General features: G+C 47.5%; 22 protein-coding genes. 20 read left to right on the top strand and 2 right to left on the bottom strand.

All coding sequences use genetic code 11. From position 1 onward, the window contains the following. Nucleotides 1–35: 35 nt before the first annotated feature. Together tadA and ubiA are read left to right on the top strand one after the other, a co-directional pair. Entirely contained in the window at nucleotides 36–473 is a 438-nt protein-coding gene (gene tadA / locus H8D24_07565; protein MBC8520247.1) for a tRNA adenosine(34) deaminase TadA, read from the top strand. A gap of 18 nt (nucleotides 474–491) precedes the next feature. Further along, the gene (gene ubiA / locus H8D24_07560) at nucleotides 492–1349 is read left to right on the top strand and encodes a 4-hydroxybenzoate octaprenyltransferase (protein ID MBC8520246.1); all 858 of its coding nucleotides are present in this window, start codon (nucleotides 492–494) and stop codon (nucleotides 1347–1349) included. Here ubiA and H8D24_07555 read toward each other — a convergent pair. Then, complete coding sequence (locus H8D24_07555; protein MBC8520245.1) at nucleotides 1339–1836, bottom strand: hypothetical protein; 498 nt, start codon at nucleotides 1834–1836, stop codon at nucleotides 1339–1341. The two genes, ubiA and H8D24_07555, sit on opposite strands and share 11 nt — an antisense overlap. Nucleotides 1837–2004: 168 nt before the next feature. Between H8D24_07555 and H8D24_07550 the strand changes: the two genes are divergently transcribed. The 13 genes from H8D24_07550 (at nucleotide 2005) to H8D24_07490 (ending at nucleotide 18723) form a co-directional block, all read left to right on the top strand. Further along, complete coding sequence (locus H8D24_07550) at nucleotides 2005–2652, top strand: LysM peptidoglycan-binding domain-containing protein (protein MBC8520244.1); 648 nt, start codon at nucleotides 2005–2007, stop codon at nucleotides 2650–2652. A gap of 85 nt (nucleotides 2653–2737) precedes the next feature. Next, nucleotides 2738–3247, top strand: coding sequence for a hypothetical protein (locus H8D24_07545; GenBank protein MBC8520243.1), 510 nt, complete (start codon nucleotides 2738–2740; stop codon nucleotides 3245–3247). 9 nt (nucleotides 3248–3256) lie between these two features. Further along, nucleotides 3257–3892 carry a MotA/TolQ/ExbB proton channel family protein gene (locus H8D24_07540; GenBank protein MBC8520242.1) on the top strand — a complete coding sequence of 212 codons (636 nt, stop codon included), beginning with the start codon at nucleotides 3257–3259 and terminating at the stop codon, nucleotides 3890–3892. Between the two features lie 17 nt (nucleotides 3893–3909). Then, a complete protein-coding gene (locus tag H8D24_07535) occupies nucleotides 3910–4308 on the top strand; it encodes a biopolymer transporter ExbD (GenBank protein ID MBC8520241.1) in 399 nt (132 codons plus the stop codon). Between the two features lie 60 nt (nucleotides 4309–4368). Continuing rightward, nucleotides 4369–4731 carry a biopolymer transporter ExbD gene (locus H8D24_07530; protein MBC8520240.1) on the top strand — a complete coding sequence of 121 codons (363 nt, stop codon included), beginning with the start codon at nucleotides 4369–4371 and terminating at the stop codon, nucleotides 4729–4731. Nucleotides 4732–4733: 2 nt separating this feature from the next. Beyond that, nucleotides 4734–5846, top strand: coding sequence for a TonB family protein (locus H8D24_07525; protein MBC8520239.1), 1113 nt, complete (start codon nucleotides 4734–4736; stop codon nucleotides 5844–5846). A gap of 68 nt (nucleotides 5847–5914) precedes the next feature. Continuing rightward, nucleotides 5915–7909 carry a YgiQ family radical SAM protein gene (locus H8D24_07520; protein MBC8520238.1) on the top strand — a complete coding sequence of 665 codons (1995 nt, stop codon included), beginning with the start codon at nucleotides 5915–5917 and terminating at the stop codon, nucleotides 7907–7909. After that, a complete protein-coding gene (locus H8D24_07515; protein ID MBC8520237.1) occupies nucleotides 7909–10011 on the top strand; it encodes a bifunctional (p)ppGpp synthetase/guanosine-3',5'-bis(diphosphate) 3'-pyrophosphohydrolase in 2103 nt (700 codons plus the stop codon). The genes H8D24_07520 and H8D24_07515 overlap by 1 nt, the downstream gene beginning before the upstream one ends. Before the next feature lie 188 nt (nucleotides 10012–10199). Then, nucleotides 10200–10574, top strand: a complete 375-nt coding sequence (locus H8D24_07510; GenBank protein ID MBC8520236.1) for an H-NS histone family protein — start codon at nucleotides 10200–10202, stop codon at nucleotides 10572–10574. A gap of 103 nt (nucleotides 10575–10677) precedes the next feature. Further along, nucleotides 10678–11925 carry an HlyD family efflux transporter periplasmic adaptor subunit gene (locus H8D24_07505; GenBank protein ID MBC8520235.1) on the top strand — a complete coding sequence of 416 codons (1248 nt, stop codon included), beginning with the start codon at nucleotides 10678–10680 and terminating at the stop codon, nucleotides 11923–11925. Then, nucleotides 11918–15040, top strand: a complete 3123-nt coding sequence (locus H8D24_07500; protein MBC8520234.1) for an efflux RND transporter permease subunit — start codon at nucleotides 11918–11920, stop codon at nucleotides 15038–15040. The genes H8D24_07505 and H8D24_07500 overlap by 8 nt, the downstream gene beginning before the upstream one ends. A gap of 50 nt (nucleotides 15041–15090) precedes the next feature. Beyond that, entirely contained in the window at nucleotides 15091–17001 is a 1911-nt protein-coding gene (locus H8D24_07495; GenBank protein ID MBC8520233.1) for a hypothetical protein, read from the top strand. A 9-nt stretch (nucleotides 17002–17010) separates the two neighbouring features. Then, a complete protein-coding gene (locus H8D24_07490; protein ID MBC8520232.1) occupies nucleotides 17011–18723 on the top strand; it encodes a thioredoxin domain-containing protein in 1713 nt (570 codons plus the stop codon). Here the strand turns inward: H8D24_07490 and bioA are convergent. After that, entirely contained in the window at nucleotides 18695–19987 is a 1293-nt protein-coding gene (gene bioA / locus H8D24_07485) for an adenosylmethionine--8-amino-7-oxononanoate transaminase (protein ID MBC8520231.1), read from the bottom strand. The genes H8D24_07490 and bioA overlap by 29 nt on opposite strands. A 235-nt stretch (nucleotides 19988–20222) precedes the next feature. Between bioA and H8D24_07480 the strand changes: the two genes are divergently transcribed. The 5 genes from H8D24_07480 to H8D24_07460 all read left to right on the top strand — a co-directional run bounded on the left by H8D24_07480 (nucleotide 20223) and on the right by H8D24_07460 (nucleotide 25098). Continuing rightward, nucleotides 20223–21413, top strand: a complete 1191-nt coding sequence (locus tag H8D24_07480) for a glycine C-acetyltransferase (protein MBC8520230.1) — start codon at nucleotides 20223–20225, stop codon at nucleotides 21411–21413. Further along, complete coding sequence (gene tdh / locus H8D24_07475) at nucleotides 21410–22435, top strand: L-threonine 3-dehydrogenase (GenBank protein MBC8520229.1); 1026 nt, start codon at nucleotides 21410–21412, stop codon at nucleotides 22433–22435. Before H8D24_07480 ends, tdh begins: the two co-directional genes overlap by 4 nt. 26 nt (nucleotides 22436–22461) lie before the next feature. After that, a complete protein-coding gene (locus H8D24_07470) occupies nucleotides 22462–23826 on the top strand; it encodes a DUF3412 domain-containing protein (GenBank protein ID MBC8520228.1) in 1365 nt (454 codons plus the stop codon). A 117-nt stretch (nucleotides 23827–23943) separates the two neighbouring features. Next, complete coding sequence (locus tag H8D24_07465) at nucleotides 23944–24900, top strand: hypothetical protein (protein ID MBC8520227.1); 957 nt, start codon at nucleotides 23944–23946, stop codon at nucleotides 24898–24900. Between the two features lie 24 nt (nucleotides 24901–24924). Next, nucleotides 24925–25098 (top strand): hypothetical protein, encoded by a 174-nt coding sequence (locus H8D24_07460; protein MBC8520226.1) that lies wholly within the window; start codon nucleotides 24925–24927, stop codon nucleotides 25096–25098. Nucleotides 25099–25222: the final 124 nt, after the last annotated feature.

The following is a 25222-nucleotide window of genomic DNA, read 5'->3' as shown; positions in this document are numbered from 1 at the left end:
ACAATCGAGTGGGAATAGCAGAAGATCAAAGATGGATGAGGCGTGCCCTTGAGCTGGCGCACCATGCAGAGAGTGATGGCGAGGTTCCTGTTGGAGCTGTCATTGTAAGAGATGACACAATTATAGGAGAGGGGTGGAATAGTCCGATATCACTTCATGATCCTTCAGCCCATGCAGAGATCATGGCTATTCGTGCAGCGGCAACCAGCGAACAGAATTACAGGCTCCCGGGGACAACTCTATACGTCACCCTGGAACCATGTCCAATGTGTGCAGGGGCAATCGTCCATTCCAGAATTGAGCGGGTTGTTTTTGCCGCAGCCGACCAACGCTCCGGAGCAGCAGGATCACTCTTGCAGTTACTAAAAGGTACCTCTCTTAACCATCAGTGCGTAGTTGATTCTGGAATTATGGCTGATGAGAGTAGTGAACTACTGAAAAGATTCTTCAGGATGCGTCGACGCAATCTCTGACCAGAACAACCCGGGATTATGGCTACACTAAATAATTATATTCAGCTGATGCGTCTCGACAAACCTGTCGGGATTCTGCTGCTACTGTGGCCTACACTCTGGGGGTTGTGGATTGCTGCAGATGGATTTCCACCACTTTTGGTGCTGCTTGTATTTTTGGCAGGCGTCGTACTGATGCGATCAGCTGGCTGCATTATTAATGACTATGCAGACCGAGAAGTGGATCGGCATGTTGCGCGTACAGCAGTGCGCCCTCTCACAACCGGAGCAATCTCTACACGATCAGCACTGTTGCTCTTTACTGCATTGGTGGTGATCGCATTTCTGCTTGTTTTAACCATGAATCCGCTGACTATACAGCTCTCATTTGGGGCCATAGGGTTGGCTGTTATCTATCCCTTTATGAAACGCTACACCAATCTTCCTCAGCTGTTTCTGGGGGCTGCATTTGGCTGGGCCATTCCAATGGCTTTTGCTGCAGTGACTGGCAATGTACCAGCAGGAGCATGGTTACTGTTTCTGGCTACTCTCTGCTGGGCTGTGGTTTACGACACCATGTATGCAATGGTTGACAGGGAGGATGACCTGAAGGTCGGGATTCGTTCCACAGCCATCCTGTTTGGTGAGTGGGACCGGCTGATCATCGGCATATTCCAGCTTGCCATGTTGTCACTGCTGGTTGTTGCAGGGGCTGAATTCCGCCTTGGGACTCTCTATTACCTTGGAGTTGCCGTTGCCTCGATTCTGGCAATCTATCACCAGTGGCTTATCCGTAAACGTGACCCCAAAAGCTGTTTTCACGCGTTCCTTCATAACCACTGGCTGGGAATGGCACTGTTCCTGGGGATTGCCCTGGATACAACTATTACTGTTTAGGGTGCTTCTTCTGGCAGGCTCTGGTGATTAACTTGGCTGCCACGTCACTTCCGAGACCTTGCAGGTTATTCAAAAGGCAGTTCCAGTACTCCTCGGGATACTTGGCTACAGCTTTTTCCTGTGGCGGCATCTCGTAACTGATTGTCTGCTGCGGTGGTAGTGGCATTTGTGGTTGTGGCTGTGGCTGTACCATAACCGGTATCTGCACCGGTGCGGCCAGAGGCGGACTAACCACCTCAGCCATGGGTTGCATTATCTCTCTTACAGGCTGAGGCATGAAGCCTGGACCATTGTTTATGGGGTCAAAGGGGGAGGAGAGAGTGCTCCAGATATCGGCGGGAATCTCCTCTTTTTGCGGATATGGTGATGGTGACGTTGCCCCTGTATTGATCGCACCCTCCGCCAACACAACAGAGTGTGACGCTATAGATAGAGACAGTGTGGTTAGCACAATCCAAATACCGTTTCCGAAACTATTTTTGCTCATCTTTTCTCCATAAAAAATGTTATTTTCTGATCTGTTTCCTGATGGGCGGATCATACCATTATCATTCCTCTTTTTTCTTCAAAAGAGAATGGAAAAAAAACAGTTCCTCCAGTAGTATTGGGAGAATTGGATTCGAACGTATAGAGTAGCAATAGAAAGGGAATTTTTATGAAAAAAGTCAACTACACAGCTCTTTTTGCACTGCCGGCACTTCTTTTTTCAGCAGTGATCGAGGCGGGAAGTTTTGAGGGATACCTGATAGATGGATATGGGGTTATTGTCCGCACACCTTATGGCGACTGTATCCATACAGGCTTCTGGGATAAAAGTTATGCTCAGCCAGAGTGTGATGAGATCCTCGAGATCCGTTCCAAATATGCGATAGCTGTGGATGCAGCAGAGAAGGCAGGACTGCCTGCACCGGAGAAACCAGTTGAGATTGTCGATATTGAGACTGCAAAAATCGAAGAGCTTAAGCCAACGGCATCTGTCGAGGTTGGGCTTCCCAGATCAGCAGATATTCCAAACCCATCCATAAGTGAAATTGAGGTGGTTGAGGGGGATAGCCTCTGGGGTATTGCATCCAATGAGAAAGTTTATGGGGATGCAGCACTGTGGCCACTACTGTTATGTGCGAACAGAGAACAGATTATTGATGCTGATCTGATCTATGCTGGTCAGGTCCTGGCGATCCCTCACGACATCACTGAGGAGGCGCAACAGGCAGCAATTGGTCATGCAGATAATCGCGGTGATTGGGAGTTGGGAGAGGTAGAGGATAGCGACCTTGAATACCTTGCTCTGCATTGTGGCTAATACCCAAATCCTCACCTGGAAATATGCATACTGGAATAGACTTTAATATATACACTGGACTGGAAACAAGAGGCAAAATACGAACATGAAGGCAAAGAAAATAGAGTGGATAGGATTCCTGGTATCAATACTGTTTTCCTTTTCTGTGGCTTATGCAGAAGAGGGTGATGCTGTTGTAGAAGAAGAGCAACCTGCCGCTGTTGTGGAAGAGCCTGCTTCTGAAGCAGTAGCGGAGCAACAGCCAACCAGAGAGCTATACCTGGAAATAAACAAACTTGAGCAGAGAGATGAGAGCTGTATCGCCTATGTTCGTTTTAATAATAAAACTGATACCTCATTTGCTGAATTCAAGCCAGAGTTGTTTGCATTTAACAAGGATGACATCATTACTGCCCACTTCGCTGCTATCTTTAGTGATGTCCCAGCCAACAAGACTGTGGTTAAGCTGGTTTCAATGAAAAACACCAACTGTGACAATGTCGGCAGTATCCTGCTTAACAAGATACTCTCTTGCAGAGACAGTGAAAGCAGTATAGATGGCTGTATGCGGTTTTTAACAACTGGCGCAAAGGGCGCTATCAAACTCTTCAAGTAAGGATTCAATATGGATATTGAGCTACTCATTAGTAAGGGCGGAACTGTAGCCATTATTTTATTGGCACTCTCGGTTTATGGTTTCGCAATTTTTTTACTCAAGCTCTACCATTTTCAGTCACGTAAGGTGCTGTTTGGCTCCAATGACTTTATAGATAGAGCCATACAGAATATTGAGCGCGGGCAGAAGAGTATTGCTGCTACAGAACTCTCCGGTCGAAAAAATCCGGTTGCGCGAGTTATGGAGCGGGCTATCGAGCTATGTGATACGGGAACCTCCATTGATGATAACAGCGCTGCCAAGGAGGAGCTGGAGAGTGAGGGCAGAAGCCAGCTTGAGCATCTGACATCATACATTAGAGGGCTTGATGCTGTAGCCCACCTAAGCCCTCTGCTGGGGCTGTTGGGAACAGTGCTTGGAATGATTCAGGCATTTATGCAGCTTGAGGCGGCAGGTGTGCAGGTCGATGTAACCATGCTGGCAGGTGGAATCTGGGAGGCCCTGATTACAACAGCCTTTGGACTTGCCATCGCTATTCCTGCACTGGCCACGGTAAATTGGCTAGAGGGGATAGTGGAACGTGTCAGGCAGGATATGGGGGATAGTGTAACCAGAACACTCAGCGCAATTCGCCGCGCTGGATAGCTCGCAGGGCGTCCGTCATGCAATTTAATGCTGCTGGATATCAATCGAAGAGGCGCTGGCTTAGCCTGACCTCACTTATAGATATCGTTTTCCTGCTTCTTATCTTCTTTATGCTGACCACAAGCTTCTCTCAGCAGAGAAAGCTGTCTCTCGATATTCCTGCAGAAAAAGGTGAGGGCAATAGTGCCTGGCAAGGGGCATCACTGGTTCGTATCCACGAGGGCGGAAGGATTGACTTCAACGGAAGAGAGGTTAATGCTGAACAACTTGCTGCCAAGGCAAATCAACTGCTGCAAAAAAGACCAAACTCCAGATTTATTGTCCGCCCTGATGCTGACCTTCCACTGCAACAGGTGGTCGTCGTGATGGATCAACTCCGTGCTGGCGGGGCCAATCTGGTCAGTCTTATTCGCTAGAGGCTCTGCAAACAGATTATGCAGTTCAATTACCATAGAAAAAAACATTCAGAGATGGATATGACGCCACTGGTAAGTGTCATATTTCTTTTGATCATATTCTTTCTTGTTGCAGGCACTGTCAGTAGTCCAGGACTCTGGGAGATAGAGCATCCACACTCCAGTAGCGATGCAACGGTAGATCAGATGGATCTATCAATCTTTATTGATCAGGATGGCAATATGGCTGTCGGTGACAGAGAGATAAAAAATAACTATCAGCTACGCTACCTTATAGACAATGCGTACCAGAATCGTATTCCGCCATCAATAGAGGTTCATGCTGATAGCCGAGTCGATTCTCACGATGTGATTGAGCTTCTGGAGCAGGTTCGCAGGGGTGGGGTACGCAAGGTTGATCTGGTTACCGAGGTTGCCCCATAGCTATGGTTATCCAGTCACGCGAGTGGTTTGTTGCACTGACAGGCTCAATGTTGGTCCATATTCTGCTTATTCAGTTTATGCCATCTTATCAGTTGGCACCCATAGTCAAGCGCATAACTGAGAGCACTTTTACGGTAATGCTGGCCGATCCGGAAATTCTGGAAAAACTGGTGCTGGATCAACCTGAGGCCATCACCAGTGAAGTAGTGCCTATGATATCTCTGGATGACTCCCCTCAACCACTTGCAGAGTCAGTATCACCCGGGGTTGCCCTGGAGGTTGTTCCCGTTGAAGAGCCGGCAGGGGCAGACGCCGATATGGATCAACAGCCAGTAGTCGAACTAGAGGCTGCCGCCCCTGTTGAAGAGCCTGCTGGAGAAGATGCGGAGATGGAGGAGCAGTCAACAGTAGAGCTGGAGGCTACTGTTCCCCGCATGATAATACCAATATCAACAGAGTTGACTGAGGTGGCTGTTGATACTGTATCTGATCTCTCCATAGTAGCCATGCAACCTGTAGATGCTGACGAGGGGTTGATGATTCCAAATGTGAGCCTTGACAACTTCCTTCCATCAACTGACATAACATCTTTTCAGACAGATGAAGCAGAGGTCATTCTTGCTGAGATAGAGATAGAGCAGATTCACTTTGAGGAGCTGGAGATGGAGTCTCTGCCAGAGATTCAGGCGGAGGAGTTAAAATTTGAGGCGCCTGTCCCACAGATTGCTGAAACTAGCGATAGCAGTAAAATCAAAACAACCACTGTCGCCAAAAAGAGGGGGGGCAAAAGTTGGCGCAAGAAGTATTCTGGAGCAACCGGAGTTGGTTTTGCCTATCGTGACAAAATGCGTCTCAAGCTCAACGGTCTAACCATATACCCCCAAACCATTGCGGAAAAACACCTAATTGAAGGGAGAGTTGTTGTCAGGTTTGTACTGAATCGTGCAGGAGAGCTACTGGAGACCGAGATTATCGAAAGTTCTAACCATGTAGAGCTGGATGATGCAGTAAAACAGATGATTCAGATAGCTCAACCATTTGCACCGCTACCTGATGAGATGAAAAACGATAAGGTGGCATTTGCCTTCCCTGTAACTATCAAACTATCAAAATAGATAGCCCTGGGTTTTTTCTACTTTTCCACTCTTCGTCTATCTCTCATGGCTGAGAGTATAATAAGCCAATGAAATCACTCTTCTCCAGACGCAAGTATTGGGCGCACCGCTTTGGGGTGGCGCCTGTTCTGCCTATGTCTCGAGAAGAGATGGATGAGTTGGGGTGGGACTCATGCGACATTATTCTGATTACCGGTGATGGTTATGTTGACCACCCAAGTTTTGGAATGGCTCTGGTAGGACGCCTGTTGGAGTCTCAGGGGTTTCGGGTTGGTATCATCTCTCAGCCAGAGTGGCAGTGTGTAGATCAGTTTCGTTCATTGGGAAAGCCCAACCTGTTCTTTGGGGTAACAGCGGGAAACATGGACTCCATGGTGAACCGCTACACCTCTGACCAGAAAATCCGCAAGGATGATGCCTATACCCCGGGCGGTGAAGGGGGCAGGCGACCGGACCGTTCCACCATAGTCTATAGCCAACGTTGTCGTGAGGCCTACAATGAGGTCCCGATTATTATCGGAGGGATCGAGGCAAGTCTGCGCAGACTTGCTCACTATGATTACTGGTCAGACAAGGTGCGCAGGTCAATTCTTGTTGATGCACGTGCCGATCTTCTGCTTTATGGAAATGCAGAGCGTGCCATTGTAGAGGTGGCACACAGGCTTGCATCGGGGGAGCCAGTAGAAACAATCCGTGACCTTCGTGGAAGTGCCTATCTTCTTAAATCTGGCGAGCTCTCTGAAAGTATTTCAGGCTGGGATATTCTGGATTTGTCAGAGCTGCCAAAGGGAGAACGCAGCAGTGGTAACACCAGAAAAGGTGTGGAGCGTAGCCATACAGTCATCACCCTGCCATCCTTTGAACAGGTAAAAGGGGATAAGAGACTGTACGCCCACACCTCACGTTTTTTCCACCTTGAGACAAATCCTGGAAATGCACGTGCACTACTTCAGCCGCATGGGGACCAGCAGCTGTGGCTTAATCCGCCTCCGGAGCCTCTTACTACGGAGGAGTTGGATCGGGTCTATGAGTTGCCTTATACACGTCAACCACACCCATCCTACAAAGGTGCAAGGCTTCCCGCTTATGAGATGATCAGGTTCTCGATCAACATTATGCGAGGCTGTTTTGGCGGATGTACTTTCTGCTCAATAACAGAGCATGAAGGAAGAATTATTCAGAACCGTTCGGAGAGCTCTATTCTTCGCGAGATTGAGGAGATCAAGTCAATCCCGGGATTCACAGGGAATATCTCCGATCTCGGAGGACCAACTGCAAACATGTACAGGATGCGCTGCAAAAGCAGAGAGATAGAGTCGGCTTGCAGGCGACTATCCTGTGTATATCCTGAAATCTGCAAACATATGGATACCAACCATCAACCGCTGATTAATCTATACCGAAAGGCGCGTGAGCTGCCTGGAGTTAAGCGAATATTTATTGCCTCCGGCTTGCGCTACGATCTGGCTGTACGTTCTCCAGAATATATTGAGGAGCTGGTAACCCACCATGTTGGCGGGTATCTGAAAATCGCTCCGGAACATACTGAAGATGGCCCGCTCAGCAAGATGATGAAACCAGGAATAGATGTCTTCTATCGATTTCGAGAGATGTTTGACCGCTTCTCCAAAAAAGCAGGAAAGGAGCAGTATCTGATACCGTATTTTATTGCGGCCCATCCAGGAACCACAGACAGGGATATGGCAGATCTTGCGCTCTGGCTAAAAAAGAACAGGTTCCGTCCTGATCAGGTACAGAACTTTCTGCCTACCCCAATGTCTCTGGCAACTACCATGTACCACTCAACACACAATCCGCTACGCAAGATCAAGGGTGATACAGATTCAATGCCAATTCCAAAAGGGGGGAGAAGGCGGAGATTGCATAAGGCGTTTCTGCGCTACCACGACCCCAATAACTGGCCACTGCTGCGCCAAGCCTTGAAAGATATGGGGTTAAGTAGCTGGATAGGATCCGGCAAAGAGCAACTGGTTCCTGCTGAGCAGAAAAGAGCGAGAAACAGATATGGCAAAGTGGTCAATAGAGGACGCAGAAAAAAGTGATGGATTTTATTAAACAGTCAGTTGTCATTGAGAAGGCATGGAGCTGGATAGAGAGTGATGGCAACAGAGCTGCCATGGATGATGCTTCTGCTGTTGCCAAACTGGTACATGAGTTTGCTCCACAGGATCATGAGATGATCTCTGCCGCAATGCTCTACACATATCACCAGCGGGCGCCACTGTCACTGGATCATAATCTTGAAGAGATCTTTGGAGAAGTGGTCTATCGACTGATCCAGGGTACTGTAGAGATGACAGCACTTCACTCCCATCTTTACAACATTGAGATGCAACAGGAGTCACAGCATGAAAATCTGCGAAAAATGTTGCTGGCAATGGCTGAAGATGTACGTGTTGTAGTTATTAAATTGGCTGAGCATCTAAATCTTATGAGCAATTCTGGATCTCTCTCGGAAGAGCAGCAGATAGAGAATGCCATGCTTACAAGAAATGTACTTGCCCCACTGGCAAACCGTCTTGGAATGGGAGCCATGAAGTGGCAACTTGAGGACCTTGCATTTCGCAAGCTTGAACCAGATGCATACCAGAGGTTATCTCGACAGATAGATCAGAAACGGGTTGAGCGCGATACATATATAAACCACTCCATCACCGCTATCGAGAATGCCCTGAAAAATGAATCAATCAAGGGTTCTGTGACTGGTCGCACCAAACATCTCTACAGTATATGGAAAAAGATGCAGAGGAAGAGTGTAGAGGTTGATTCACTTTATGATCTCCACGCAGTTCGTATTCTGGTAGATACAGTATCTGACTGTTATGCGGCGCTCGGGGTTGTGCATGGTCTTTGGTCCCATATCTCCAGAGAGTTTGATGACTACATCGCAAACCCCAAGGGTAACAACTATCGTTCTATACATACGGCCGTACATGGCCCGCAGGGACGGATTCTAGAGATTCAGATACGTACCCACGAGATGCATGATGCGGCCGAACTAGGAGTGGCAGCGCACTGGAGATACAAGGAGGGGACAAGGTATGACCCTGGATTCGAGAAAAAAATCCACTGGCTGAGGCAGCTGCTCGAATGGAAAGATGAGGTCTCTGAGCAGGAGGGAATGGCCGAACAGTTCAGGGATGAGATGGTGGAGGAGCATATCTATGTACTGACCCCGGAAGGTGAAGTGATAGAGCTTCCAGAAGGGGGGACTGCGCTCGATTTTGCATATACCATCCATAGTGGACTGGGACACCGAACTCGAGGTGCCAAGGTGGATGGAAAGATAGTGCCTTTAAACCACCCCCTGGAGTCAGGGCAACGGGTAGAGATTCTTACAGTAAAAGAGGGAGGCCCCACCAGGGACTGGATGAACCCAAATCTTGGGTATCTTCACACCTCACGAGCACGTTACCGAGTGCGGCAATGGTTTAGAAAGCAGGATTTTGAAGAGAACGTAGCTGCTGGAAGAGCCATTCTTGAACGTGAAATGGTGCGTGCAGGACAGCCAGATCTTGCAATTAAAAAACTGGTTGAGCGTTATGAACAGAAAAGTCCAGAATCTCTATATGGTGCAATTGGGCAGGGAGATATAACCTGCGGACAGATTGCAGGGGCAATATCATCATTAACATCTGTATATAGTAAAAAGAGAAAAGTAAAAAAACATTCTGAGCCAGATGTTATTGATAGTAACCAGATATCCATCCGTGGTGTTGGTAAACTAATGACCAGCATAGCTAATTGCTGCCATCCAGTTGATCCAGACCCTGTTATCGGTTTTATTACCCGTGGTCGTGGGGTAACAATTCACCACCAAGAGTGTCCCAATGCGCTCCATCTTATTGAGACTGAACCGGAACGGGTTATTGAGGTTTCATGGGGGGCTGTCGATGCCGGGGAGAGTGAATATAAAATAATCATCAAGGCTTATGACCGATCAGGACTTCTTAGTGATATTACAACCCTGTTTAGAAACGAGGGCGGCAACATAGATTCTATTAACACATCCACAGACAGGGATAACCATACAGCCCATATAACATTGACTGTTGGGCTAAAGTCGAAGGATAGATTCAGTAAAATTCTTGATAAGCTCGCAAGGGTAAGGAACGTCATCTCTGCTGTCAGAGATAATGGGTAAGGCGTTTCTGTATAAATAGTTGCAATAGAGGCAAGACATAAAGTAAACAAAAAAAATAAATAAATTATTTACAACCAATAACTATATGTATTATAGTCCCAATACATTTCAAGGCTGCCTATTATAAAAAAATTGATCAGCATTGAATTTGAGAGATATTCAAGAACTATTTTGTTAGAGGACTTTGTATGAACATGAATAAAATGAGTGATGCCAAGCTTGCTTCAGCTATCAAGAAAATGACAGCTGAGCTTAAAAAAATGACGACTGAAGCTGACCGCAGAAAGAAAGATGGTGCAGCCCAAGCCAAGGCACAAAAAGAGCTGGCGGCACTTGCCAAGAAATATGGTGCAGCCACAATCAAGAAGTTGGCTGCATCCACTAAAGGCAAAGGCAAAGGCAAAGGCAGGCCTGCAGCGAAACGCGCCAAGGTGAAACCTGTTTACCGTAATCCGGATAATTCTGCCGAGACCTGGACTGGTCGTGGCAGATCACCAAAATGGGTGGTTGCTGCAGAGAAGAAATATGGTGGTAGAGATAAACTTAAAATCGCAAACCAGTAAGGTAAGCTACTTTAGAGACAAAAAAAGCCTGTTTTATAACAGGCTTTTTTTGTGTAGAAACTACATGGTAAACTGTCGAGAACATCATAACTAGAAGAATAGAATGAAAAAGATTCTCCGCTTTATTGTACCTGTTTTGATATTGGCAATTGCCGTTGCCGGTTTTATTGCTCTTAAAACATCCAAAGAAGATCGTCCAATCGTCCGCTCTGAAGAGGTAGTCTGGCGTGTTAATACAGTGGAGGCTTCTCTGGCCAATAATCACCCCCGCCTTACACTGTATGGCACAACAGAGGCGGCCACATTTACAGAGATAAAATCAACGCTTAATGCCGGGGTAGTAGACGTCTTGTCTCATGATGGCGACAATCCTGAAAAAGGTGGCCTATTGATCGAGCTGGACTCAAGGGAAAGTACTCTTTTGGTATCACAGCGCCAAGCTGAAATTCGTGAGACTGACGAGAAGATCAGACTTGAGGAGATTGGTTATCAAGCTGATCTGGATACATTAAAGAGGGAGCAGCAGCTGCTCCAGTTAAAGAGAGATGAGCTTGAGCGGATCATGCAGCTCAAAGGTAACAGCATGGTATCTCAATCTGCTATAGACCAGGCTCGACAGCAGATCGAAAACATGCAAATTCAGATAAGGGGCCGCAGACAACAGATTGACCAATTTGAGCCTCAGAAGCGTCGACTGCTGGCTCAGAAGGAGCGTCTGCAAGCTCTATTGGAGCAGAGAGAGCTTGATCTGCAACGCACCAGACTGGTTGCCCCTTATCAGGCTATCGTCCACAAAGTTTCAGTTGCTGTCGGAGGAAGAGTACGCTCTGGGGATACTCTAATTTCGCTATATGACCCACAATCAATCCAGGTTCGTGCACAGATACCAAGAACTGCTATAGAGCAGATAAGAGGCGGTCTTGATCGTGGAGAGAAGATTCATATGAACGGCACCGTAGACAACAGCCCCATCAAGGCAGTTTTAACCAGACTGATTGCGGACAGGGTAGATGCTGTTGGTGGAGTTGAAGGGGTATTTGAAATTATTGAGTCAGAAATTCACCCTCTACCTGGTCGTGCGCTGGAGCTATCGGTAACACTTCCTGCTGTTACTGACACTATTGTTATCCCGTATGAGGCACTTTATGAAAACAGTAGAATATATCGTATTGATGCGGACGGAAGACTGGAACCGATCAAGGTTAATAATCTGGGATGGGGATCCCCATTGGATGTAACAGGTAACGAGTCAACAATTGTGGTTAGTGGCGCCAATCTGAGAATGGGTGACAGGATTGTAACTACCCATCTTCCAGAGGCAATGAAGGGAATCAAGGTTCGATATGAATAACGATCTCATTGGTCGTTTTGCTCGCCACAAGGTTGCGGCAAATCTTCTCATGTTGATCATGATACTGGCTGGAATATGGGGAGTTACCCATATGAACCGACAGTTCTTTCCAAGTTTTTCTGTAGAGATTGTTAAGGTCCGCGTCTCCTGGCCAGGTGCATCTACAGAGGATGTTGCCGCCTCAATAACCACACCGCTTGAACAGGAGCTGCGACAGGTTGATGGGGTTAATCTGATGACCTCCACCAGTGCAGAGGGGGTCTCCTCAATATCTCTGGAATTTGATGATACCAGTGATATGCAGTGGGCCACAGAACGGGTAAAAGAGTCTGTTAATAGTGTCCGTTCTCTTCCGGTTGATGCTGAGACCCCAAAAATATACAGAAAAGTTCGTCATGACCCTATTGCCAGGGTAGTAATCTCCTCAACCGAAGGAGTTGATGAAATTCGCTCACTTATTCGTGAGTACGAAAGAGAGTTATTGCGCAGAGGAATTGCGAAAATATACATAAATGGCCTTCCGGATACGGAGATTGCCATACAGATCCCAATGGATATTGCTGTAGATCTTGGAGCCTCCCATGAGCAAATTGGAGAGCAGATCAGACAGATGAGCAGAAATGATCCGGCTGGTCAGGTTGGGGAAGATGACAACAGCAGACAACTTAGAACTCCGGGGCAGCTGCGCGGTGAACAGCAATTTTCATCACTTGTATTCCAGAAAGGGGCAGATGGAAGACAGGTCTCACTCGGCTCAATTGCCGACATAACTCATAGAGAACAGAGAAACGAGACCAGTACTTTTTTCCACGGGGTACCTGCCATAGAGATGAGATTAATGCGTGCAGAGCATGCAGACTCTCTGGAGTCGGCAGAGATCATGATTGCATGGATGGATGAGCTGGCTACCACAACTTTGCCCCCTGGAGTGGAGGTTCACCGCTTTGATGAGAGCTGGAGCATGATTAAAGAGCGGTTGACGCTCTTAATCCATAACGGAGCTGGTGGCCTCATACTGGTTATAGGAATCCTCTTTCTCTTCCTGAATGGACGAGTTGCATTCTGGGTTGCCGTTGGAATCCCCACATCATTTCTGGCGACCCTGGCAATACTCTACGCTATCGGCGGCTCAATCAATATGGTTAGCCTTTTTGCCCTGATTATGGCTCTGGGAATAATAGTTGATGATGCAATTGTGGTAGGCGAGGATGCACTTGCCCATTACCAGAGAGGCGAAGGGGCAGTTCATGCAGCTGAAGGCGGTGCCAGGCGCATGTTCTATCCAGTGCTCTCTTCCTCACTCACCACCATTGCAGCATTTCTACCTCTTCTGTTGATTGGGGGGCAGATGGGCAAGATACTTATAGATATCCCAATTATTATTGTATGTGTACTGATAGCGTCACTGATTGAGTGTTTTATGGTGTTACCGGGCCACCTTCAACATACATTTTCCAGGGCTCACCATCACAAAACCAGCAAGATCCGCAAGAGGATTGATAACACCTTCAACTCCTTTAGAGAGAACCGTTTTCAACCACTGGTTCGCTGGGCACTTTACCATCGTGGCATTGTAATAAGTTCAACTATTGCTCTACTTATACTGACTCTGGGGCTGGTTGCCGGAGGACGCCTCTCCTTCAGTTTTTTCCCATCTCCCGAAGGGAACCTCTTTTACGCCAATGTGGATTTTGTCTCTGGAACTCCAAAAAGCACGGTTGATGAATATATGAAGAAGCTGGAGCACTCTCTATATCAGACAGAGTCAGAGTTGGGCGGGGATCTTATAGCAGCAGTTGAGTCACGCAGAGGAGTGTCTGGTTCCAGAGGGGCAGGAACCAGAAGGGTCGGGGACCAATTCGGTTCAATGATTATAGAGTTGATTCCTGCAGAAAATAGAACCCTGAGGGTGCGGGAATTCATCTCTCAATGGAAAAAAATGACCCCAGAGGCCGCTGGTCTCGAGACCCTTACCATAGAGAAACGCAAACATGGGCCAGCTGGAAAAGATGTAGAGATTCGTCTAACCGGACGTGGGGAAAATATGGACCAGATCAAATCTGCCTCCAATGAAATAATGGATGTATTACGCTCAACAGAAGGGGTTCTATCGGTTGAGGACGATATGCCTTATGGCAAGGAGCAGATGATCTTCTCACTCAGTGCAGAGGGGCAGCAACGAGGGATCTCCCTGCAGGAGATAAGTAGTCAGCTGCATGCCGCATTTGATGGAAAACGGATACAGATATATAACGAGGGAGATGAAGAGCTCGAGGTGAGGGTGTTGTTGCCAGATGAGGAGCGCAGAAGAATCTCTTCTCTCCATAGTTTCATGTTCATGGCGGCTGGTGGTGAGGCGATACCTCTGGTTAATCTGGTTGAATTTCAGCCGCGTCGAGGCTTTGAGGTAATTCGTCACAGTGATGGAGTGATGGCTGTAAACGTTATGGCAGACGTTGATACAGACAATCAGAATGTATCAGACCTTATAAAGCAGTTAGAGGAGACAGTATTGCCAGAAATTACCCAGAAATATCCGGTGCAATATAGTTTTGAGGGCAAAAATGCAGATGAGCGGGAGACTATGGGAGATATGGTTCAGGGCGGGGCTCTGGCGCTATTATTGATCTATATCGTTCTGGCGTGGGTGTTCTCCTCCTACGGCTGGCCTCTGGTAGTGATGGCCGCCATCCCGTTTGGAGTGATTGGCTCCTTCCTTGGGCACTGGATTATGGGGATGGATATCACGCTACTCTCGCTGTTTGGTCTATTTGCGCTCTCTGGTATCGTGGTAAATGATTCAATTATTCTCCTTACATTCTTCCGCAAACTACGCGCTCAGGGAATAGAGGTTAGAGAGGCTATTGTTCAAGCAGCAGGAGCACGCCTCAGGGCTGTATTACTCACCTCACTCACTACAATTGCTGGACTGTTACCGCTCCTGTTTGAGCGTTCCTTGCAGGCACAATACCTGATCCCCATGGCGATATCGATATCATTCGGATTGGCCGTCTCTACATTCCTGGTTCTGCTTTTTGTCCCTGCACTGTTGTCCATACATGAATCAATTTCTCCCATGAAAGAGGCTCCTAGCTTCAACGATGGAGGAGCTTGAGTTGAATTTGTGGTAGAATTCAGCTCCTTTTTTGGCATCGGATGGATCAAATGGAGCAGATTCTAGAAATTCGTGAAGGATGTAACACCCCGGAGCAGCTTGTAAAGAGCCTCCCTTTTTCACGATTCCTCAAAACTTACAAAAACGAATTTATTGACAACCTCGACCACAGGGATGAGCGTCAACACAACGAAGCAACACACAAGATCGATTTCATCAAGGGTGTTTGTGCCCGCGATATTCTGCAGGTTCTCGACCAGGAAGAGATTGCCGAGAATGATATGGAGCGTTCCCGTAACCTGGTTCGTTTCATCGATGGAGCATTCCACCATTTTCGTTCCAGCAGTTATTCGCGCCTGGTCAGATTGCAGAATGATGTCATCTCTACAGGACTCGAAACCCCTGATTCCGTCAAGGACAAGGTGACAGAGAAAGCAACCACTCTCTCTGATTTGATATTGCAGACCAGAAGACGTCTGCTTCGCAAAGTTGGTATGGAACATGGTGTTCGCAGAAGTCATGGTCTTGATGCTTCACCAAATGTCACTGCGGGAGAGATCTCCGGACACTACTTCAATCTGCCTGCAGATTATGTGCCGCTATCACATGTGCCCCTTACCATTGCTGCAGATATTCGTACTGGTGTAGATTATTCTACGCCATCAAACAAGCGCGCAGAGCCATTCTATGAGCTGGATCATAATCCTCTCAAAATGGATCAGTTCAATCCTGACGATTGGGTATCAGTTCCTCTCCAGGTTGGAGCATGGTTGATAGTTGCTTATCTGCATAAGTCACGTGGCAGTGTTGAGATGGAGCCTGGGCTCCTCAATCTGTTTCCATTTGCCAGTATTAGTGATATCAAGGAAAATCGCCGTCCAGATGGGGTCTTTATCTTTGGTGACCCCAATGCCGAGCCGAATGATCTTGGATATTTTTGGGATGAAGAGAACCAGATACTGGTTGGGCTTGTTCCGAATCGTGATGAGCTTAAATATTTTGGTTACTGCAAAAAGCCGATATTGACTCTGCATAATGTGCTTGCCATCCAAAAGGGAGAGCTTCCACTACATTGTGGTTGTACCCGCTATATGGTCCATTTTGACGAAGAGAATCAGCCCTATATTGGTGAGATGCTTATCAAGGCTGATGATATGGGCCGTATCTCTCTGCAGAAAGGGGATGACAATCAAACCAGGCCAATATTCTTTGGCACAGAAACCGGGGCATTTGCATGTCTGGACGGTTTTAGCGAGCAGGCAAAACTACTGATGATTGGTAGAGAGGTTGGGTACAACAAGGATACTGGATCAAATGCCAGACAAATTGTTCCTGTCACTGAGGATATTGAGGTGATGAATGGCGATCCACTGGATATGCTGCTCTACATGAATAACTTTGATTTGATAGAGAAGGGGGTATCTACCATTGATGCAAACATGTCTGTCACCGATGCAATTGACCACTTCCGTCTTGGTGAACGCGTCGCTGCCGGAAGCACCCATACTCATCGTGGATCAAAAGAGAGTAGCTACTGGGCCAACCCTTTCCCTCTTTTACGTGACGAGAACGATACTCCTCTCCATCCTGATCTATATGAACAGTACCTTAGTAATGAGGCACATTTCATCTCTGCTGCCAAAGAGCTGGTTGATAAAAAGGAGCTACATCTTGGTGTTGCCTTTAGTCAGTTGATGGCTGGTGTATATAGCGAGAATAGTGATGATGATCTGCAGCGTTGTGGCTACCACGATCGTGACGAGGTGGAGCAGCTGGCTCCAACCCGCCTGGCTGAGGATCTGATCGACCATATCAAGGAGCTAGCTGTTGAGAAGCGTGAACGCTCCGGCGGAAGCCTTGACGAGGTCAGTATAACGGTCGCTCTGGTAGGAGATAGCAGGACAGGAAAGTCAGAGACTGCGGAGAAGATGGAAGGGATTCTTGGGCTACAACTAATCTAAGAGTTGGGGTTGTATTCTCTTCGCAACATAATCTATAGAGGGCTACTGCTGCTTTTCAGTAGCCCTCTCTCTTTCGCCTCCGTACCGATACCTGCGGAGCAGATATCACCACTGGCCGACTCACCATCGCCATATCTGCAGATGCATGCAGATGATCCGGTTGGGTGGAGAACATGGGAGAGGGGAACCCTCCGTCATGCAGATGAGAACAGCAAACTGATTTTTCTCTCCAGTGGATATTTCTCTTGCCACTGGTGTCATGTGATGCAGCGAGAGAGTTTCAAGAACCATAAAATCTCCAGAATCCTTAACCGCTCATTTGTCTCGGTCAAAATTGATCGCGAACTTAGCCCTGTGGTTGATCGAGACCTGATCGATTTTGTCCGGAAAACAACCGGCAGTGCAGGATGGCCTCTTCAGGTCATCCTTCTTCCTGATGGAACCCCTCTACTTGGGTTTGTCTACCTCCCTCCTGACCGTCTTGAACAGCTGCTATTGCGTCTTGAAAAGAGGTGGCATAACAATCCTGGAGAGTTAAGGGCGTTAGCAAAAAGCGTTATTAAAGATCTCAATAAATACAATGTACTATCAAGTTATTCTAATGTAAATAGTAATGGTATGGAGGCGTCAGCCGAGATGCTTCTTGATGATGCTGACATGCTCTCTGGAGGGTTTGGTGGGGAGAGCAAGTTCCCAGAGACGCCACATCTTATGGAAGAGCTATCTCTATACATAAAATCGGACAACAGTCTGCTAAAAGAACATCTGATAGTTACCCTGGACAGTATGGCAACACTCGGGCTCCGTGATGCAGTTGGGGGAGGATTCTTTCGCTACACAATTGATCCTGACTGGAACATTCCCCATTTCGAGAAGATGCTCTATGACAATGCACAGCTGGCACAACTATATCTGCGTGCCGGAAAAATATTTCATAGGGCAGACTACCTGGCTGTGGGGCTAGAGACTATCGATTTTATGGTAAAACAGATGCGAAACAGTGATGGCATATTCATCTCCAGTCTATCCGCCGTTGATGGCAATGGCCAAGAGGGTGGTTACTATCTCTGGGACAGAGATGAGCTGGAGCAACTTCTGGATGATGGTGAGAAATCTCTGTTTGATACCATGTGGTACCCACATAGCACCATGCTTGACGGGGATGTTCATCTCTTTATGCCAGATACCAACAAAGCCACCAGGCGAGAGTTGGAGGATATTCTGAGCATTAGAAAAAAACTGCAGAGGGCCCGTCTTGAACGCACTCTGCCGAGAGACCACAAGGTGCTATCTGGATGGAATGGACTGCTACTCTCAGCTCTTTCCGAGTTGCTGCGAAACGGTGAAATAGCAGATGCTGAGTACCGGGAGATTGGGGATCAACTGGCAGACACTCTAAGCACCAACTACTGGAGTGGAGATGACAAGAAATTATTACGGCTCAGAGGCGAAAATAGTTCTGTAGTGGCGTCTTTGGATGATTATGCCTACGTTGCCGATGGTCTATTCAGGTGGGGTGAGGCCACTGATCAAAACAGATTTAAACTGCTTGCTGGCAAAATTGTACGGGCCGCAAAGGGGCGGCTCTACAGGGGTGGGAAGTGGCACGCTACTAATGTACGTCTCCTTAATTATAGTAGCGAAATCGTTACCGGCACGGCTGGAGAGGCACTTCCATCCCCGGTGACTGTGCTTAACAGGATAGAGAGGCTACTACCTTAACTACTGCACTGGTTAACTGCTCCAGCTCATCATCACTGATAATAAATGGCGGCATCAGATATATAAGTCGTCCGAATGGTCGTACCCATACCCCGTGCTCAACAAACATTGGCTCTATTGTTGCGAGATCAACAGGGTGTACCATCTCTACTACCCCAATAGCCCCCAACACGCGCAGATCCCTGACTGAATCAAACTCTCTACAGGGGGCCAACCCTCTGCTTAATCCATCCTCTATACCATGAACACGTTGCCTCCATGGTGATGACAACAGGAGATCAATACTTGCATTGGCCGCACTGCAGGCTAGAGGATTCCCCATAAAGGTTGGGCCATGCATTAGAGCCCCATCGCCATATGATGATATTGTCTCTGCAACTGTGGTGGTGGTAACTGTTGCAGCCAATGTCACTGCTCCACCAGTAAGAGCTTTGCCAACACAGAGTATATCTGGAGAAATATTGGCATGGTTACAGCCGAAGAGCTCTCCGGTTCTTCCGAAACCTGTGGCTACCTCATCTGCAATCAACAAAACATTGTATCTATCACAAAGCTTCCGCGCCTCCTGCAGAAAATTGGGGTGGTAAAAATAGATTCCGCCAGCACCCTGTACGACCGGTTCCAGCACCAGAGCAGCAATGCCGTCATGGCTCTTATCCAGAAGCTGCTGTAGTGGTTCCATGGTGGATGGATCCCACTGCTGGCCAAATTTGCAAGCAGGCCTTGGAATAAAAAAATGGTGCGCAAGATGATCGTTAAACAGTACATGCATACCATTTTCAGGATCAGCCAGCGCCATGGTTGCAAATGTGTCGCCGTGATAACCACCACGTAGCACAGCCATCTTGCTTTTTTCAGGTTTGCCATCAGCAATCCAGTACTGAACTGCCATCTTCAATGCAACCTCTACCGCGATTGAGCCGGAGTCAGATAAAAAAACATGGTTAAGAGAGGAGGGGGTAATATCCAACAGTCGTTCTGCAACTCCAACTGCAGGTCTGTGGGTTAGCCCTCCAAACATTACGTGGGAAAACTCTCCAATCTGCTGCTCCATGGCAGCATTAATCTCCGGCACATTGTATCCATGAATTGCCGACCACCATGATGACATTCCATCAATCAGTCTTGTGCCATCCTCCAGAGTCAAGACTGCTCCTCTGGCAGAGCGCACAGGATAGACTGCCAATGGATCTGTCATGGATGTATAGGGGTGCCAGAGATGTTTCCTGTCAATCCTCAGGAGATCGTCAACAAAATTTGCCATCTGCATATGATACCGTACCTGTTGATGCAGGCTTGTGATTCATCGCTGGTAGGGATACTCTAGAAGCCTGTCTGATTCAGGTCACCGTAGCGAGAGAAAACTGGTTTGAGAGAGATTTTTTCACCGTTTAAGGAGAATAGTGGGTACTATTTAACGAAGAGGGTGGAAAAATAAAAATTAAGTTCTACAGCCCCCTAAAACAAGTTTATAAAAGAATAAAAACAAGAGAATTACTATGTCCGGATCTCTGCTTGACCATCTTGCAAAACAGACCCAAGAACTACATGAAGAGGGGCTCTATAAAAGTGAGAGGGTGGTCACCTCACCACAACAGGCCGTTATAAAAATTGAAGATGGCAAGGAGGTAATTAACCTCTGCGCCAACAACTACCTGGGGTTGGCCAACCATCACACCCTGATAGAGAGTGCTCAACAGGCACTTGAAGATAAGGGTTACGGTATGGCCTCTGTCCGTTTTATCGTTGGCACCCAGAAAGTTCACAAGCAGCTGGAGCAGCGTATCAGTGAGTTTTTGGAGACAGACGATACGATTCTCTACTCCTCATGTTTTGATGCCAATACAGGGTTGTTTGAGACTATTCTTGGTGCTGAGGATGCAATCATCAGTGATCAACTTAACCATGCCAGCATTATTGATGGGGTCCGCCTCTGTAAGGCTAAACGTCTTCGCTACCTGAATAGTGACATGGATGATCTTGAGGAGAAGCTAAAGGAGGCGCAATCTTCACGCTACCGCCTAATTGCTACCGATGGCGTCTTCTCCATGGATGGCTCAATAGCCAAACTTGAAAAGATATGTGATCTTGCCGACAAATATAATGCCTTGGTTATGGTTGATGACTCCCATGCAGTTGGATTTGTAGGTGACCATGGCAAAGGGACCCCCGAGCTGTGTGGTGTTATGGGAAGAGTGGATATTATTACCGGCACCCTGGGCAAGGCAATGGGTGGGGCTTCCGGAGGTTACACCTCGGGTCGAAAAGAGATTATAGAGTGGCTTCGACAACGTTCTCGCCCATACCTCTTCTCCAATACTCTGGCACCGGTTATCGCCGCAACCTCACTGAAGGTGTTGGATCTTCTGGAGTCTGGTAACTCACTGCGTGAACAGCTAATTGAAAATAGTCGTCACTTCCGTAAAGGGATGGAGCAGGCAGGATTTAGCCTGGTCCCGGGCAGGCATCCAATTATTCCGGTAATGATAGGAGATGCAAAACTTGCTGGTCAGATGGCTGACCTGTTGCTTGATGAGGGGGTTTATGTGGTTGGCTTCTCCTTCCCTGTGGTTCCACATGGGCAGGCTCGTATCAGAACCCAGATGACCGCAGCTCACACTACAGAACAGTTGGACAGGGCAATTGATGCCTTCACCAGGGTGGGGCGCAAATTGGGAGTTATCCAGTGAAGGCATTAGTCAAGAGCCATGCCAGGCAGGGCATCTGGATGGAGGAGGTTGCTGAGCCAGAAATTGGCCCTAATGATGCCTTGGTGAGGATCACAAAGAGCGCTATCTGTGGGACCGACATTCATATCTACAACTGGGATGAGTGGGCGCAAAAAACCATTCCTGTGCCGATGACCGTGGGCCACGAGTTTGCCGGTGTTATTGAGGCAACTGGCAGCGAAGTCAGGGGGTTTAAACCAGGAGACAGGGTCTCTGGTGAGGGGCATATAACCTGTGGAAAATGTCGCCAGTGCCTTACTGGAAGACGTCACCTCTGTCCAAATACCAGGGGTATTGGGGTGAATCGTGAGGGGGCATTTGCAGAGCTACTGTCAATACCTGCCGAGAACCTTTTCCCTCTCTCAGATGCCGTATCTGATGAAATTGCATCCATCCTTGACCCGCTGGGAAATGCGGTCCATACCGCACTCTCATTTCCTGTTGTTGGTGAGGATGTGCTGGTTACCGGTGCCGGACCTATCGGCATTATGGGAGCGGCAATCTGCCTCCATGCAGGGGCACGCAATGTTGTCCTGACCGACATTAATCCATACCGGCTTGGACTGGCTGCAGAGGTTGATCCTGATATACGTACTGTGAATATTGAGGATGAATCTATTGATGATGTGATGAGCTCACTCAATATAAATAATGGTTTTGGTGTTGGTCTGGAGATGTCTGGCAGCCCCAATGCCTTCTCCTCGATGCTGAAGACCCTGGCTCATGGTGGCAAGATGGCGCTACTCGGTATCCCGCCATCCAATACCTGTATTGACTGGAATCTTGTGATCTTCAAAATGATTACGATAAAGGGGATATATGGGCGTGAGATTTTCGACACCTGGTATCAAATGACAGCAATGCTTGAGAGTGGACTTAATGTTCAACCACTGATTACCCATCGCTTTCCGATAGATGATTACCAGAAGGGGTTTGATGTGATGCGTTCAGGAGAGTCCGGCAAGGTTATCCTGGAATGGTAAACATAACCAATAACAGAGCTGACCGAATTAATGCCACTATCTCACCAGATGGCACTCTGGGGGTGCTATCTCAACATGAGGTACAAAATATACTGGATAGCAGCATGGAGAGGGGCGAGCTTCATGAGCTTTTCCGTCGTTGTGCACTTGCAGTCCTGAATACCGGAACCGATATTGATGACTCCAGACGGGTGCTGGAACAGTATCATGATTTCGACATCTTCCCCAGAAAGCAAGATTGGGGAATTCAGTTTGAGTTAGTCAATGCACCAACCAGGGCATTTGTTGACGGGGGGCTGATTAATGGTATTCGTGAACATCTATTCTCGGTTGCCCGTGACATATATTCTGCAAATGAAACTCGCCTCTCCAACTACTTTGACCAGAGCAATAATGAGAGTAGCGGAATAAGCAATGCAGTCTTTCATATCCTGCGTCGTGCCACAGTCTTCAACCGTCTTGACCTGTCTGGTCTTGCGGTGTGCTGGGGCGGGCACTCAATCAATGAAGAGGAGTACTCATATACCAAAGAGGTAGGGTACCAGATGGGTCTGCGTGATCTTAATATCTGCACTGGATGTGGTGGCGGCGCCATGAAAGGACCAATGAAAGGGGCAACTTTTGGACATGCCAAACAGAGAAACAGGGATGGTCGCTATATTGGGCTAACCGAGCCCGGCATTATTGCTGCAGAGCCTCCAAATCCGATTGTTAGTAACCTGGTAGTACTACCGGATATTGAGAAGAGGCTGGAAGCATTTGTCAGAATAGGACATGTTTTTGTCCTCTTTCCTGGTGGTCCAGGTAGTGCAGAGGAGCTTCTGTATCTACTGGGAATACTTCTTCATCCGGACAATAAAAATATTCCGTTCCCATTAATAATGACAGGGCCGGCATCGAGCCATGACTATTTTGAACGAATTAATAATTTTATCGGCAAGAGCCTGGGGTATGAGGCACAACAGCGCTTCAAGATTATCTTGAATGATCCAGAGACAGTTGCTCGTGAGGTTCATCAGGAGGTGAATCATGTTATTGCTCATCGCAAGGAGTCAGGTGACGCATACTTCTTTAATTGGCAGTTGCATATAGACCCAATCTTTCAGAAACCGTTTCATCCCACCCATGAATCAATGGCAGAACTTGATCTCCATAAGGATCAGGACCCACATCTGTTGGCCGCCAATTTACGCCGCGCCTTCTCGGGGATAGTTGCTGGTAATGTTAGAGAACAGGGAATTCGTGAAGTGGAGGAGAAGGGGCCTTATCAGTTAAGTGGTGACCCGGAGATTATTGACCCTCTGGATCTGATTCTGAAAGACTTTGTGGAACAATTCCGCATGCGTCTGCCGAATAATTCATACACTCCATGTTACGAGATTATTCGATAGATACCCAGTTACATTATGGTCTCCACTAATTACAATCGCCATTGATGCGCTTGTAGCAAACCCTCTTCACTGCTACAGTTATACTCGGTAACTATATCTAGGGAGGAGAGCTGTCTGATGAAGTCATTTCTTGCTGACACCATTACGACGCGACGCAAGCATCTGGTTGAGTACTTGTCACCCATAATGAAAAGGGTTGCGATCCAGTGCTCATCTGTATGGGATCATAAAAAAAAGATAAACCGCATGCTGGACAAGAAGCTTCAGCCATGGGCAGATCTCTCATTCTGTACTCGTCTCTATACAATAACCACTGATGCAAAGCTGCATAGTAATATCATGACCAGTGATGATGCAGCTGACGCCAAAGATGTAAGGCACGAATTCCTCCTCTCATCTCTGCTGGAAGGGAAGCTTGATCGCATGACTCTGACAGATGTGTATATAAGTCCAATGTTGCACAGAACATGCATTACAGCCATCCATCCCATCACATATAGCGGTGAGATCACAGGATATCTGGTGGGGGATTTTGACCTGAGACATCTTCCTCAGGATGAACATGCAATATTCCCGGGATGTACCTGGCAGCAGCTGAAGGGTGATCCGGCAATTCGACAACAACTTTTCAAACAGCATTTTATTCCCGGCCCCATGGATGAACACGTTGATGATGTGCTCAGTCTGATGGATGAGCTTGTAATAGAGCGTGGAGTGTTTCGGGCGGCAATTCGTTTCCCTAGCTCCAGGGCTACACTATGGCTACTGGAAGATCCCTACGATGAACATACACACGTTCTTCAGGAGATTCTTGATCCCTCAATCTGTCTTGCCTATCCACGCCGCACCTATCCGGATAACGCAAAGATTACCACTGATATGGTTCGTCCCATTCTTGATCGCTTCGCACAATTACGTAGCGCAGACGATACCATCTACCTGCGCACCGGCACCTTCAATATTATAAGCGGCCTGGTAGAGGTCAATTTCTCCTGCGATGGTACCCATCTAATGCCGGCAGAGATGTTTCTGGAGAAGGGGGAGGAGTTCTGGTTTGGTGCCTCAACCAAATAATCAAAACAAGATATCCTGACCCTGATGAGTAAAAAGCCCCGCAACTTTGTCGCCAAACACTCAAAAACCTACAACAAGGCAACGGTGATGGTTGATCGATCCAAAGAGTCTGTTGATGAACGAGAGGAGATTGAGCGCGGACTGGATGAGGCAGAAAAATCAGGACAGCTTGATAAAGAGAAGAAAGATAGGAATTAAGAACAAACAACATGGCTGGCAACCGCTGGCCAGGAAGATACCAAATAGAAGAAGGGGGGCTTATGATGGGTGAGTCATTATTATGACCATCAGACATTATTTAACATAATATACATTATGCGCA

The sequence above is a fragment of the Candidatus Thiopontia autotrophica genome, assembly GCA_014384675.1.
Taxonomy (GTDB): Bacteria; Pseudomonadota; Gammaproteobacteria.
This window is presented reverse-complemented; position numbering and strand designations above follow the sequence as displayed.

What these genes read in the sequence shown, in the direction of transcription:
- H8D24_07465 (MBC8520227.1), top strand. Translation starts at nt 23,944, where the DNA reads ATGAAGTCATTTCTTGCTGACACCATTACGACGCGACGCAAGCATCTG.
- H8D24_07535 (MBC8520241.1), top strand. Translation starts at nt 3,910, where the DNA reads ATGCAATTTAATGCTGCTGGATATCAATCGAAGAGGCGCTGGCTTAGC.
- H8D24_07510 (MBC8520236.1), top strand. Translation starts at nt 10,200, where the DNA reads ATGAACATGAATAAAATGAGTGATGCCAAGCTTGCTTCAGCTATCAAG.
- H8D24_07520 (MBC8520238.1), top strand. Translation starts at nt 5,915, where the DNA reads ATGAAATCACTCTTCTCCAGACGCAAGTATTGGGCGCACCGCTTTGGG.
- tadA (MBC8520247.1), top strand. Translation starts at nt 36, where the DNA reads ATGAGGCGTGCCCTTGAGCTGGCGCACCATGCAGAGAGTGATGGCGAG.
- H8D24_07555 (MBC8520245.1), bottom strand. Translation starts at nt 1,836, where the DNA reads ATGAGCAAAAATAGTTTCGGAAACGGTATTTGGATTGTGCTAACCACA.
- H8D24_07480 (MBC8520230.1), top strand. Translation starts at nt 20,223, where the DNA reads ATGTCCGGATCTCTGCTTGACCATCTTGCAAAACAGACCCAAGAACTA.
- H8D24_07530 (MBC8520240.1), top strand. Translation starts at nt 4,369, where the DNA reads ATGACGCCACTGGTAAGTGTCATATTTCTTTTGATCATATTCTTTCTT.
- H8D24_07505 (MBC8520235.1), top strand. Translation starts at nt 10,678, where the DNA reads ATGAAAAAGATTCTCCGCTTTATTGTACCTGTTTTGATATTGGCAATT.
- H8D24_07495 (MBC8520233.1), top strand. Translation starts at nt 15,091, where the DNA reads ATGGAGCAGATTCTAGAAATTCGTGAAGGATGTAACACCCCGGAGCAG.
- H8D24_07540 (MBC8520242.1), top strand. Translation starts at nt 3,257, where the DNA reads ATGGATATTGAGCTACTCATTAGTAAGGGCGGAACTGTAGCCATTATT.
- H8D24_07515 (MBC8520237.1), top strand. Translation starts at nt 7,909, where the DNA reads ATGGATTTTATTAAACAGTCAGTTGTCATTGAGAAGGCATGGAGCTGG.
- H8D24_07500 (MBC8520234.1), top strand. Translation starts at nt 11,918, where the DNA reads ATGAATAACGATCTCATTGGTCGTTTTGCTCGCCACAAGGTTGCGGCA.
- H8D24_07525 (MBC8520239.1), top strand. Translation starts at nt 4,734, where the DNA reads ATGGTTATCCAGTCACGCGAGTGGTTTGTTGCACTGACAGGCTCAATG.
- H8D24_07550 (MBC8520244.1), top strand. Translation starts at nt 2,005, where the DNA reads ATGAAAAAAGTCAACTACACAGCTCTTTTTGCACTGCCGGCACTTCTT.
- H8D24_07545 (MBC8520243.1), top strand. Translation starts at nt 2,738, where the DNA reads ATGAAGGCAAAGAAAATAGAGTGGATAGGATTCCTGGTATCAATACTG.
- bioA (MBC8520231.1), bottom strand. Translation starts at nt 19,987, where the DNA reads ATGGCAAATTTTGTTGACGATCTCCTGAGGATTGACAGGAAACATCTC.
- H8D24_07460 (MBC8520226.1), top strand. Translation starts at nt 24,925, where the DNA reads ATGAGTAAAAAGCCCCGCAACTTTGTCGCCAAACACTCAAAAACCTAC.
- ubiA (MBC8520246.1), top strand. Translation starts at nt 492, where the DNA reads ATGGCTACACTAAATAATTATATTCAGCTGATGCGTCTCGACAAACCT.